The sequence below is a fragment of the Amycolatopsis sp. NPDC114505 genome, assembly GCF_055633615.1.
This window is the reverse complement of the sequence record NZ_JBVKDV010000003.1, coordinates 758,010-770,147: the sequence shown is the minus strand read 5'-3', so window position 1 is coordinate 770,147 and position 12,138 is coordinate 758,010. Positions and strand designations below refer to the sequence as shown.

The following is a 12,138-nucleotide window of genomic DNA, read 5'->3' as shown; positions in this document are numbered from 1 at the left end:
CCATGTGCAGGCACATCGCCTACCTCGGCGAGCCGGTCGCGCCCGCCGAGGCGGTTTTCCGCGCGCCGCATTCGCTGCTGGTGCAGTCCTACGCGCCGGCGGACATGCGCGGCGGCGGCTCGGTGAACGCCGACGGGTTCGGGCTGGGGTGGTACCCCGGCCCGGGCTCGCCGCCGCTGCGCCACCGCCGGTCCACTCCACTGTGGACGGACGAGACGCTGCCGGCGCTGGCCGCGTCGGTGACCTCCGGCGCGTTCGTCGCCGCTGTCCGCAACGGCACTACCGGCATGCCGGTCACCGAAGCGGCCGCGGCGCCGTTCACCGGAGGGCGCTGGCTGTTCAGCCACAACGGCGTCGTCCGCGGCTGGCCGGGGTCCCTGGCCGAACTGGCCAAGACCCTGCCCGTCACCGAGCTGCTGACCCTGGAGGCGCCGACGGATTCGGCGGTGCTCTGGGCGTTGCTGCGCGCCCGGCTCGCCACCGGCGAGGATCCTCTCGAAGCGGTGCGGTGGCTGACGACCACCGTCGAGGCGGCCGCGCCCGGCTCCCGGCTGAACTTCCTGCTCACCGACGGCGAAACGCTGATCGGTACCGCTTGGACGCACGCGCTGTCCCTGCTGGAAACCCCGGCGGGCGTGCTGCTGGCGTCCGAACCCCTCGACGGCGATCCGAACTGGAAAGCCGTCCCCGACCACCACGCCGTGCGCGCCACCGCGGCCGGCGTCGCCCTGCTTCCCCTGACCCAGGAGCTCTCATGACCGAAGTCGATCTCGACCACCATCGTTCCGGCGACGCCGTCACCGCGGAGCTGCGCGCCGACGTCGTCGCCGGGCTCACCGCGGCGCAGAAGTGGCTGCCGCCCAAGTGGTTCTACGACGCCGAAGGCAGCGAGCTGTTCGAGAAGATCACCCAGCTGCCGGAGTACTACCCGACCCGCAGCGAGCGCGAGGTGCTGGCCGCGCACGCCGGTGACGTCGCGGAGCTGACCGGCGCGCACACGCTCGTCGAGCTCGGGTCCGGGTCGAGCGAGAAGACCCGGCTGCTGCTCGACGCGCTCACCGGCCACGGGACCCTGGAAGCGTTCGTGCCGCTCGACGTGTCCGAGTCCGCGCTCGCCGAGGCGGCGGAGGCGATCTCGAAGGACTACCCGGGCTTGACCGTCCGCGGGGTCGTCGGCGACTTCACCCAGCACCTCGACCTGCTGCCCGGCGGCCAGCCGCGGGTGGTGGCCTTCCTCGGCGGCACGATCGGCAACTTCCTGCCCGCCGAGCGCGCGGTGTTCCTGCGCTCGGTGCGGGAAGTGCTCGACGAGGGGGAGTGGCTGCTGCTCGGCACCGACCTGGTGAAGGACCCCGGCATCCTCGAACGCGCCTACGACGACGCCGCGGGCGTCACGGGCGAGTTCGACAAGAACGTCCTGCGGGTGATCAACACCCGGCTGGGCGCGAACTTCGACGTCGACGAGTTCGAGCACGTCTCGCACTGGGACGCGGAGAACGAGTGGATCGAGATGCGGCTGCGGGCCCGGCGCGCGTTGACGGTGTCGATTCCCGGCGCGGACCTCACGGTGGAGTTCGCCGAGGGCGAGCACATCCGCACCGAGATCTCGGCGAAGTTCCGCCCGGGCGGCGTCGAGGCCGAGCTGGCCGCGGCCGGGTTCGCCCTCGACCGCTGGTGGACCGACTCGCAGCAGCGGTTCGGGGTGAGCCTGGCAAGATCTGTGCGTGGCTAATCCTCTCCGGGCGCTCGCCCGGGCCGTCGGCACCAAGCCGTGGCTGATGCGCACGGCCGGGTTCGTCGTGTGGGCGGACAAGAAACTGCACAAGGCGTTCGGCGGCCGGGTGAGCCTCGTGGGGCTCGCCGGGCTGCCGTCGCTGCGCCTCACGACGACCGGCCGCAAGAGCGGGCTGTCCCGGAGCACGAACCTGCTCTGCTTCCCCCGCGGTGACGACGTGGTGCTGACGGCCTCCAACTGGGGCCGCCCGAACGACCCGGCGTGGGCGCTGAACCTCCGCGCCGACCCGAAGTGCGTGGTGGCGCGCGCCGGGAAGCCGGTGGACGTCGTCGCGCGGGAGCTGCACGGCGAGGAGTACGCGGCGATGTGGGCCGAGCTGCTCGAGTTCTGGCCGGGGTACGCGATGGAGCGGCGGGAGGCCGGGCGGCCGTTGCCGGTTTTCCTCCTCAGCCGACCTGATCGGTAGGTTCCCACCATCCTTTCGGCCGGTGCCGGGATTCACCGGTTTGTGCCAGTCTCTCCCGGGTAACGCGCCGTGACGTCTCGGACGCGCGGTGCTGTGCACATTCAAGGGAATGCGCCACTAAGGGAGGAGACGTCTTGCCGAGATCCACACAGGGCCGGCTGCGGTCGTTCGCGCTGGTGGGGGCGCTCGTGGCCGGTCTGGGACTGGCCGGCACGGCCGGGACCGCCGCGGCGGCCGAAGACGCGGTCGCCAAGCCCGCCGTCGTCGGCGCGACCGCCGCCGTCAACTGGGGTACCTGCCCGGCCGCCACCGTCGCCGGGGTGCCCGCGGACCAGGTCAAGTTCTACAGCTGCGCGCGCTACCGCGTGCCGGTCGACCACGACAACGCTTCGCTGGGCACCATCGACATCGCGCTGCTGAAGCGCGCGGCCCGCACGCCGGACGCGCGCGTCGGGTCGCTGTTCCTCAACCCGGGCGGCCCCGGCGGCTCGGGCCTGCGGATGCCGATCAGCGGCCAGTTCTACTTCCAGCCGCAGGTCCTCGACCGCTTCGACCTCATCGGCTTCGACCCGCGCGGCGTCGGCCAGAGCAACCCGCTGCGCTGCTTCACCACCCAGGAGGACGCCGACGAGGTCTTCGGCGCCCAGATCCCGGTGCCGCTGAGCCGCGCCGAGATCTCCGGCACGCTCGCCAGCTACCGCGACTACGGCCGGTTCTGCAAGAACAACGCCGGTTCGCTCCTGAACCACATGTCCACCAAGGACGTCGTGCGCGACCTCGACACGCTGCGCGCGGCGGTCGGCGACCAGAAGCTGACCTTCGTCGGCTTCTCGTACGGCACGCTGATCGGGTCGACCTACACGTCGATGTTCCCCAAGCAGTCCCGCGCGATCGTCATCGACGGCAACGTCGACCCGGCGCTGCGCACCAGTGACGGCGTGCAGTACGACCGGGAACGCGCGCAGGGCTTCGAAATCTCGCTCGACGGGTTCCTGAAGCGCTGCGACCAGGCCGGCGCGAAGTGCGCGTTCAGCGACGGCACCCCGCGGGCGAAGTTCGACGAACTGCGCGAGTACCTCCGCAAGCAGCCGATCACCATCCCCGGCGGCGGCAGCGTGGACATCAACTCGTTCACCGGCGGCGTTTCGAGCGTCCTGTACTCGCCGTCGGCGTTCCCCGGCCTGGCCGAGGACCTGCAGGCGCTCTACGACGTCCTCCACCCGGCGGGCGTGCAGGCGCAGACCCTGCAGGCGCGGCAGCTGAAGGTGCTCACCGGCGGCAAGCAGGGCCTGGCCGACCAGAACCCGGACAGCCCCTACACCAGTGACGACTCGTACTTCGCCGTCAACTGCTCCGACAAGCCGTTCAAGATCAAGCAGGAGCAGGTGCCGGACATCGCCGCGAAGTGGGAGCGCGAGTCGCGCACCTTCGGCCGCTACCAGGCGTTCGCCGACACGGCGGGCTGCCCGGTGTGGCCGGCGAAGAAGCCGGACGTCTACCGCGGCCCGTGGCGGGCCAAGACCGACGTCCCGGTGGTCGTGGTCGGCAACTACTACGACCCGGCGACGCAGTACAAGTTCGCCCAGCGGATGGCGGCCGAGCTCGGCAACTCGCGGCTGCTGTCGGTCGACGCGTTCGGTCACTGCATCCTCGGTGACGCACTGGGCGTCGACAAGGCCGTGGCGGACTACCTGACCGACCTCAAGGTGCCGGCCAACGGCCAGGTGTTCCAGCCGAACGTCCAGCCGTTCGAAACCTCGTAGCGCCAGGGGAAACGGGCCGGGGAGACCACTGTCGCCCCGGCCTGTTTTCATGCCCGCAGCAGCCGGTCGAGCAGGTCCGCGGCCGCCGCTTCGGCCTCGACCGCGGCGGCGGCCCGGTCGTCGGCGCGGGCGACCAGCATCGCGATCTCGTTCAACCCGGCCAGCAGGACGTGCGCGAAGTAGTCGACGCGCACCGGGTCCAGGCGGCCCGCCATCCGCAGGGCGACCTTGAGCTTGCCGAGCGTGCGGGCTTCGTCGCCGTCGCGCCAGCGCTGCCAGCCGAGCACGGCCGGCGCGTCGATGAGCATCACCTGCCGCACCACGGGGTCCGCGGCGCTGCGGATCCACGTCAGGCAGGCGGCGCGCAGTGCTTTCGCCGGATCGGTCATGCCCTCGACGGCCTTCGCGCCCTCGGCTTCGACCCGGTCGTAGACGGTGTCGAGCACCGCCGCGAACAGCGCGTCCTTGCCGGGGAAGTGGTGGTAGAGCGCGCCCCGGCTCACGTCGGCGGCCCGCAGGACGGCCTCGATCGAGGTCCCGTCGTAGCCGTGCTCGGTGAACAGGCCGGTGGCGACCGCGACGAGGTGCTCGCGGGTCGCCTGGCCGCGGTCGATCTTCTTGTTCATGCCGCTCGGCTGCCTCCGTCGTTGACAAACCGACTGACGGTCTGTTCATACTAGACCGTCAGTCGGTTTACTTCTGGAGGGACTGTACCGATGGATCTGCGAACCTGGGAGGACCAGCGCGGGCGCGTGTCGACGCCGTCCGGCGACGTGAGCTACACCGACGTCGGGGAAGGGCCGGTCGCGCTCTTCGTGCACGGCGTGGGAACGAACAACCTGTTGTGGCGCAAGGCGATCGCCGCACTCGCGGGGGAGCGGAGGTGCATCGCGCCCGACCTGCCGGGTCACGGCGCCTCGCCGGTGACGCCGGAGCAGGACCTGAGCCTGAACGGGCTGGCGCGGTGGCTGGGCGACTTCTGCGAGTCGCTGGAGCTGGGCGACCTCGACGTCGTCGCCAACGACACCGGTGGCGCGGTCGCGCAGGTCTTCGCCGTGCACCGGGCCGACCGGCTCCGGACGCTCACCCTGACCAACTGCGACACCCAGGGCAACCTGCCGCCCGAGGCGTTCCGCCCGATCGTCGAGCTGGCCGAACGCGGAGAGCTGGCGCCGCTGGCCGTCCGCCAGGCGACGGACCGGGCGCGGGGCGGCGCCCTCGGGGGTGGCTACGAACGTCCGGACCTGGTTCCCGACGACGTCCTGGACGCCTTCGTGCGCCCGGTGTTCGGGACCCTGGCGGCGGCGCGGCAGTTCGAACGCCTGCTGACGTCGGTCCGCGGCGAGGAGCTGGACGCGATCGAGCCGCTGCTCAAGGAGTTCCGGGTGCCGACCCTGCTGGTCTGGGGTACCGGCGACCCGAACTTCGGGATCGAGTGGGCGTACCGCTTCCGCGACGCCGTCCCGGGGGTGACCGAAGTCGTCGAGGTGCCCGGCGCGAAGCTGTTCTTCCCCGACGAGCGGCCCGAAGACCTCGTCCCGCACTTGCGCCGCCACTGGGGGTTGTGATCATCACAGCCAGGGTCGTGGGCCGGGCGCTACAGTGGTCGGGTTGATCAACCACGAGCAACGGAAGCGAGGTGAGCGGCACATGCCAGCGGACAGTCAGCGGACGACCGGGCGTGCGCTCACCGGAGGCTTCCGGCTGGGCTGACCTCGTCCGGTCTCCTCCTGTCCGGCAGTGCGCGCACGCCGGAAACGAGTCGGACATGACCATCTTCGAAATGCTGCTGCGCGTCGGCACCGGCGTCGGCCTGGGCGCCGTCATCGGGTTCGAGCGCCAGTTCCGCGCCCGGATGGCCGGGCTGCGCACCAACGCCCTCGTCGCGGTCGGCGCGACGCTGTTCGTGCTGCTGTCCGCCCACGGGTTCGGCGGCCTGACCACGAGCGGCGACGCCGACCCGACCCGGGTGGCCGCGCAGATCGTCTCGGGCATCGGGTTCCTCGGCGCCGGCGTCATCCTGCGCGACGGTCTCAACATCCGCGGTCTCAACACGGCGGCGACGCTGTGGTGCTCGGCCGCGGTCGGGTCGCTCGCCGGGTCCGGGCTGTACGTCATCGCGGCGTCCGGCACCGCCGTCGTGGTCGGGGTGAACGTGCTCCTGCGGCCACTGGGCCGGGTCGTCGACCGCCGCCCGGAGGCGGGGGACGAGACACCGGCGAGGTACGCGTTCCAGGCGGTGACCCGCGACGCGACCGAGGCGCACGTGCGGGCGTTGCTCGTGCAGTCGTTGAACCGCACGGACTTCCGGCTGCTGTCGGTGCTGAGCACGGACCGCGAGGACCGCACGGTGGAGGTCCGCGCCGAGCTGGTCGGCGACCAGCGCGACGACGCCCAGATGGAGGCGGCGGTGTCGCGGCTTTCCCTGGAGCCGTCGGTGTCCAGCGTGCGCTGGGAAGCCGTGCCGGCATGAGAAAAGGCCTCCCCGCTCACCGAGCGGGGAGGCCTTTTCGTAGCGGAAACCCTTACGCCTGCGTCATCTTCCGCAGCACGTACTGCAGGATGCCGCCGTTGCGGTAGTAGTCCGCCTCGCCCGGGGTGTCGATGCGGACGTCCGCCTCGAACTCCACCTTCGTACCGTCGCCGCGAGTCGCGGTGACGTGCACCGTGCGGGGCGTGTCGCCGTCGTTGAGTGCCGTGATGCCCGAGATGTCGAACGTCTCGGTGCCGTCCAGGCCGAGCGACGAGGCCGACTCGCCCTGCGGGAACTGCAGCGGGATGACGCCCATGCCGATCAGGTTCGAGCGGTGGATGCGCTCGAACGACTCGGTGATCACCGCGCGGACGCCCAGCAGCGACGTGCCCTTGGCCGCCCAGTCGCGCGACGAACCCGAGCCGTACTCCTTGCCGCCCAGCACGACCAGCGGGATGCCGGCCGCCGCGTAGTTCTGGGCCGCGTCGTAGATGAACGCCTGCGGGGCGCCGTCCTGGGTGAAGTCGCGGGTGTAGCCGCCCTGCACGTCGTCCAGGAGCTGGTTGCGCAGCCGGATGTTCGCGAACGTGCCGCGGATCATCACCTCGTGGTTGCCGCGCCGCGAGCCGTAGGAGTTGAAGTCCTTCTTGTCCACGTTGTGCTCGGTGAGGTACTGCGCGGCCGGGGTGCCCGGCTTGATCGCCCCGGCGGGGGAGATGTGGTCGGTGGTGACCGAGTCGCCCAGCTTCGCCAGCACGCGCGCGCCCGAGATGTCCGTGACCGCCGACGGCTCCGGCGTCATGCCCTCGAAGTACGGGGGCTTCCGGACGTAGGTGGACTCGGCGTCCCACTCGAAGGTCTTGCCCTCCGGGGTGGGCAGTGCCTTCCAGCGCTCACCACCGTCGAAGACGTCGGCGTAGTCCTTGGTGAACATCTCCTGCGTGATCGCGTAGTCGATGGTCTCCTGGATCTCCTGCGCCGTCGGCCAGATGTCCTTCAGGAAGACGTCGGTGCCGTTGCTGTCCTGGCCCAGCGGCTGGTTCGCGAAGTCGAAGTCCATCGTCCCGGCCAGCGCGTAGGCGATGACCAGCGGCGGCGACGCGAGGTAGTTCATCTTCACGTCGGGGTTGATCCGGCCTTCGAAGTTCCGGTTGCCCGAGAGCACCGAGACCGCGGTGAGGTCGTTCTCCTGGATCGCCGCGGAGATCTCGTCCGAGAGCGGGCCCGAGTTGCCGATGCACGTGGTGCAGCCGTAGCCGACCAGGTGGTAGCCCAGCTTCTCCAGGTACGGCCACAGGTTGGCCTTGGTGTAGTAGTCGGTGACGACCTGCGAGCCCGGCGCCATCGACGTCTTGACCCACGGCTTCACCGCGAGGCCCTTGTCCACGGCGTTGCGCGCGAGCAGCGCGGCGCCGAGCATGACCGACGGGTTCGAGGTGTTGGTGCAGGAGGTGATCGAGGCGATCACCACGGCGCCGTGGTCGAGGACGAACTCGCCGCGGTCGGACGTCGAGACCTTGACCGGCTTGCTCGGGCGGCCCGACGCGCCGTTCGCGGCGGAGCTGGTGACCGGCGCGGCGTCGTCCTCGGCGAACGACAGCGACGGGGCGTCGCTGGCCGGGAAGGACTCCTCCGAAGCCTCGTCCATCTTGGTGTGCGGCGTGGTGTCCTCGCCGTCCACGTAGTCGTGGATCGACTTGCGGAACGCCGACTTCGCGTCCGACAGCTCGATGCGGTCCTGCGGGCGCTTCGGGCCGGCGATCGACGGGACGACCGTCGAGAGGTCCAGCTCGAGGTACTCGGAGTAGGCCGCCTCACGCGACGAGTCGTGCCAGAGGCCCTGGAGCTTGGCGTACTCCTCGACCAGCGCGACCTGCTCGGCCGAGCGGCCGGTCAGCTTGAGGTAGCGGACGGTCTCCTCGTCGATCGGGAAGATCGCCGCGGTGGAGCCGAACTCCGGGCTCATGTTGCCGATGGTGGCGCGGTTGGCCAGCGGCACCGCGGACACGCTCTCGCCGTAGAACTCGACGAACTTGCCGACCACGCCGTGGCGGCGCAGCATCTCGGTGATCGTGAGGACGACGTCGGTGGCGGTGACGCCCGCCGGGATCTCGCCGGTCAGCTTGAAGCCGACGACGCGCGGGATGAGCATCGAGACCGGCTGGCCCAGCATGGCGGCCTCGGCCTCGATGCCGCCGACGCCCCAGCCCAGCACGCCCAGGCCGTTGACCATGGTGGTGTGCGAGTCGGTGCCGACGCAGGAGTCGGGGTAGGCCTGCCCGTTGCGGGACATCACCGTGCGCGCGAGGTGCTCGATGTTGACCTGGTGCACGATGCCGGTGCCCGGCGGGACGACCTTGAACTCGTCGAAGGCGCCCTGGCCCCAGCGCAGGAACTGGTAGCGCTCGCGGTTGCGCTCGTACTCGATCTCGACGTTGCGCTCGAAGGCGTCGGGGCGGCCGAAGACGTCGATGATCACCGAGTGGTCGATGACCAGCTCGGCCGGCGCGAGGGGGTTGACCTTGTCGGGGTCGCCGCCCAGATCGGTGACGGCCTCGCGCATGGTGGCGAGGTCGACGACGCACGGGACGCCGGTGAAGTCCTGCATGATCACGCGGGCGGGCGTGAACTGGATCTCGATCGACGGGTCGGCCGACGGGTCCCACGAGCTCAGCGCGCGGATGTGGTCGGCGGTGATGTTCGCGCCGTCTTCGGTGCGCAGCAGGTTCTCGAGCAGGATCTTCAGGCTGTAGGGCAGCCGTTCGGCGCCCTCGACCTTGTTCAGGCGGAACACCTCGTACGAGGCGTCGCCGACCTTCAGCGTGTCTTTGGCGCCGAAGCTGTCCTTGCTGGCAGGTGCGGTCACGTCTAACTCCAGTGGCATGGACTTCCGCGCCGGTGCGGCGGTCGAGTCCTGAGGTCAGTTCGGTCGGGTTCGGTGGTGGCGAGTCTTGCGCACCCCCACCGTAGGACCGGATTCGGGATGGCACACCTCGCGGTGCCCCAAACAGTACGCGCGTCCTGTTTGGGGTTCAAGACGACACGCGGTGTGGGCTGCGCCATCCGCGCCGGGGGTCCCTCAATAAGGGGAATTGGTGCCTACGGTGTGTAAGTTTCCGGTGATGCTTGTGATAGTGGTGTGACTGCAGTGACGCGCGATGTGCGCAGGTGAGCGGAGGTGGGCGGTCGTGGCGGGACGGCGTGGGGGTCCGGAGGTGCCGCGGACCCGCCGGGGACTCACCGTGAGCGCGCTCACCCTGGTGATCTTGTTCGGGGCCGGCGGCACGGGCCTCGCGGCGCCACCGCCGCCGCCCAACCCGAGCGACTCCGAGCTGAACAACAGCAAGGCCGACGCCAACGCGAAGGCCGGTGAAGTCGGTCGGCTGACCAACCAGCTGGCCCAGGCCGAGCAGAAGCTGTCGCAGCTGCAGGACGACGTCGAGCTCAAGCAGGAAGAGGCCAACAAGGCCCTGGTCGACCTGCAGTCCGCGCAGGACGCGGCGGCGCAGGCCGAGAACGACGCGAAGGCCGCCCGGACCGAGGCGGACGCGGCGGCCGGCGCCATCGAGAAGGCGCGCAACGACCTGAAGTCGTTCGCCGCCGCGAGCTTCCAGCAGGGCAGCACGGTCGGCTCGCTCTCGGCGTACCTGAGCGCTGACAGCCCCAAGGACATGCTGGCCCGCGCGCAGCTGCTCGACGCCGTCGGCGGCGACCGGCTCAACGCCCTCGACCGGCTCCAGCAGGCGCAGACCGAGAAGTCGAACAAGGACGCCGCGGCCCGCAAGGCCGCCGAGATCGCCCAGCAGAAGCAGGACGCCGCGCGCGAGGCGAAGAGCAGCGCCGACTCGGCGCAGTCCAGGGCCATCTCGGCCCAGGACAGCCAGGCGACGCAGAACACCCAGCTCCAGAACACCAAGTCCGACGTCGAGCAGCAGCTGTTCACCGCCCAGTCCAAGGTCAACGGCCTGCAGGGCCAGCGGCAGCGCTACCAGGACTGGCTCGCCCAGAAGCAGCGCGAGGACGACGAGCGCGCCCGCCAGGCCGCGCTCGGCTCGTCCGGCGGGGGCGGCCGCCCGGCGAGCAAGCCCGCGGCGGGCCCGGCCGGCTCGTCGATCGAGGCGGTCATCGCCCGGGCGCTGTCGAAGATCGGCCTGCCGTACGCCTGGGGCGGCGGCAACGCGAGCGGCCCGACCCGCGGCATCCGCGACGGCGGCGTCGCCGACCGCTACGGCGACTACAACAAGATCGGCTTCGACTGCTCCGGCCTGATGATCTACGCGTTCGCCGGGGTCCGGGGCCTGCCGCACTACAGCGGCTACCAGTACACGGCGGGGCGGCGCGTGCCGCTGTCGCAGATGCGCCGCGGCGACATGCTCTTCTGGGGCGGCGCGGGCGGCATCCACCACGTCGCGCTCTACCTCGGCGGCGGGCAGATGGTCGAGGCACCGCAGTCCGGCCTGCGGGTCCGGATCGCGGCGGTGCGCTACGGCGGGATCATGCCGTACGCGACCCGCTTGATCGGCTGAAATCCGTTCGACGCCGTCGCCGCCGGCCACCAGGATCGCCGGTGTGGATGATGAGCTGAACGCGCTTCGGCGCACCCGGATGCGCTGGAACACGCCCCTGTCCGAGCCCCACGCGGAGCTGCTGCTCGACCGGATGGACCTGGGGGAGGGACACCTCGTCGACCTCGGCTGCGGCTGGGGTGAGCTGCCGCTGCGGGCCGCGGCCCGGGCGCCCGGCCTGCGCGTGACCGGCGTCGACACCGACGCGACCGGTCTTGAGCGCGGGCGGGCCGCGGCGGCGGAACGGGGCCTCACGGTGGACTTCACCGAGGCGGACGCCGCGACCTGGGACGTCCCCGTCGACCGGGCCTTATGCATCGGGGCCGCGCACATCTTCGGCTCGACCAAGGCGGCGCTCGAGGGGCTCGCCCGGGTGGTGCCGTCCGGCAGGCTGCTCTACGGCGACGGCTTCTGGGCGGCCCCGCCGAGCTCGGCGGCTCTGGAGATCTTCGGTCCCGACACACTGACCCTGCCGGAACTCGTGGATGCCGCGGCCGGCGCCGGCTGGCGCGTGCGGCACCTCAGCACGGCCGACCAGCTCGAATGGGACGACTTCGAGTCGACGTCCCGCGCCGGCTGGGAAGAGTGGCAGGCGGCGCACCCGGACGACCCGCGGGCACCGGAGGTACGGGAGTGGCTCGACCACCGGCTGCGCGAGTACGTCCGCGACTACCGGGGTGTACTGGGGCTCGCCTACCTCGTGCTGGCCCGCTGACGGTCAGGCTTGCTCGCGCTTGAGCTTGCGCCAGCCGCCGGCCCGGTTGTTCGCGATGATCTGCCGGAACATCGCCGTGAGCGCGGGCGCGTTGACCGTCTCGCCTTCGCGGAAGGCCACGGTCCGGGCGGTCTTGTTGCCGTGCCCGGCGGTGATGATGCCCTCGGGGTCCGGGACGATGCCGCCGTCGTAGACGAACACGTTGACGTGGTCCTTCGCCGCCAGCAGGGCGCAGATGTTGCCGTCCAGCACGAAGTACGGCTGGCGGGTGCGTTTGATGGTCTCGACGACGTCGGGGTCCGCGGCGTGGACCAGCTCGCGGACCTCGCGGCAGAGCGCCTGCTGCCACTCGGGCAGGGCGTCGATGTAGGCGTCGACGCGCGGTTCGACGGTGTAGGACACGCGTCCAGTATGGGTTAGA

Annotated in this window: 11 protein-coding genes; 8 read left to right on the top strand and 3 right to left on the bottom strand. The window is 70.9% G+C overall.

Features of this window, described 5'->3' with window-relative positions; translation table 11 throughout:
• The first annotated feature begins 2 nt into the window (after positions 1 to 2).
• The 4 genes from egtC (at position 3) to ACZ7OU_RS32825 (ending at position 3,964) form a co-directional block, all read left to right on the top strand.
• On the top strand, positions 3 to 758 hold the full coding sequence (gene egtC, locus ACZ7OU_RS32840) for an ergothioneine biosynthesis protein EgtC (RefSeq protein WP_470258190.1): 756 nt from the start codon (positions 3 to 5) through the stop codon (positions 756 to 758).
• Positions 755 to 1,732: an L-histidine N(alpha)-methyltransferase gene (egtD, locus tag ACZ7OU_RS32835; RefSeq protein ID WP_470244318.1), complete on the top strand. Its 978-nt coding sequence runs from the start codon at positions 755 to 757 to the stop codon at positions 1,730 to 1,732. Before egtC ends, egtD begins: the two co-directional genes overlap by 4 nt.
• A 46-nt stretch (positions 1,733 to 1,778) precedes the next feature.
• Positions 1,779 to 2,201 (top strand): nitroreductase family deazaflavin-dependent oxidoreductase, encoded by a 423-nt coding sequence (locus ACZ7OU_RS32830; RefSeq protein WP_470244721.1) that lies wholly within the window; start codon positions 1,779 to 1,781, stop codon positions 2,199 to 2,201.
• Positions 2,202 to 2,359: 158 nt separating this feature from the next.
• Positions 2,360 to 3,964 (top strand): alpha/beta hydrolase, encoded by a 1,605-nt coding sequence (locus ACZ7OU_RS32825; protein ID WP_470244720.1) that lies wholly within the window; start codon positions 2,360 to 2,362, stop codon positions 3,962 to 3,964.
• Between the two features lie 47 nt (positions 3,965 to 4,011).
• Here ACZ7OU_RS32825 and ACZ7OU_RS32820 read toward each other — a convergent pair whose 3' ends face one another.
• Positions 4,012 to 4,590, bottom strand: coding sequence for a TetR/AcrR family transcriptional regulator (locus ACZ7OU_RS32820; protein WP_470258189.1), 579 nt, complete (start codon positions 4,588 to 4,590; stop codon positions 4,012 to 4,014).
• 90 nt (positions 4,591 to 4,680) lie between these two features.
• Between ACZ7OU_RS32820 and ACZ7OU_RS32815 the strand changes: the two genes are divergently transcribed.
• Entirely contained in the window at positions 4,681 to 5,532 is an 852-nt protein-coding gene (locus tag ACZ7OU_RS32815) for an alpha/beta fold hydrolase (RefSeq protein WP_470258188.1), read from the top strand.
• A gap of 200 nt (positions 5,533 to 5,732) precedes the next feature.
• The gene (locus ACZ7OU_RS32810; RefSeq protein WP_470258187.1) at positions 5,733 to 6,437 is read left to right on the top strand and encodes an MgtC/SapB family protein; all 705 of its coding nucleotides are present in this window, start codon (positions 5,733 to 5,735) and stop codon (positions 6,435 to 6,437) included.
• 52 nt (positions 6,438 to 6,489) lie between these two features.
• On the opposite strand, the gene ACZ7OU_RS32805 is transcribed toward ACZ7OU_RS32810, so the two are convergent.
• Positions 6,490 to 9,321, bottom strand: coding sequence for an aconitate hydratase (locus ACZ7OU_RS32805; RefSeq protein ID WP_470258186.1), 2,832 nt, complete (start codon positions 9,319 to 9,321; stop codon positions 6,490 to 6,492).
• A gap of 331 nt (positions 9,322 to 9,652) precedes the next feature.
• Between ACZ7OU_RS32805 and ACZ7OU_RS32800 the strand changes: the two genes are divergently transcribed.
• Positions 9,653 to 10,963 (top strand): NlpC/P60 family protein, encoded by a 1,311-nt coding sequence (locus tag ACZ7OU_RS32800; RefSeq protein ID WP_470259018.1) that lies wholly within the window; start codon positions 9,653 to 9,655, stop codon positions 10,961 to 10,963.
• Between the two features lie 43 nt (positions 10,964 to 11,006).
• Positions 11,007 to 11,717, top strand: a complete 711-nt coding sequence (locus ACZ7OU_RS32795) for an SAM-dependent methyltransferase (RefSeq protein WP_470258185.1) — start codon at positions 11,007 to 11,009, stop codon at positions 11,715 to 11,717.
• 3 nt (positions 11,718 to 11,720) lie between these two features.
• Here the strand turns inward: ACZ7OU_RS32795 and ACZ7OU_RS32790 are convergent, their stop codons facing one another.
• Complete coding sequence (locus ACZ7OU_RS32790) at positions 11,721 to 12,119, bottom strand: DUF1801 domain-containing protein (protein WP_470244312.1); 399 nt, start codon at positions 12,117 to 12,119, stop codon at positions 11,721 to 11,723.
• Between the last annotated feature and the right edge of the window lie 19 nt (positions 12,120 to 12,138).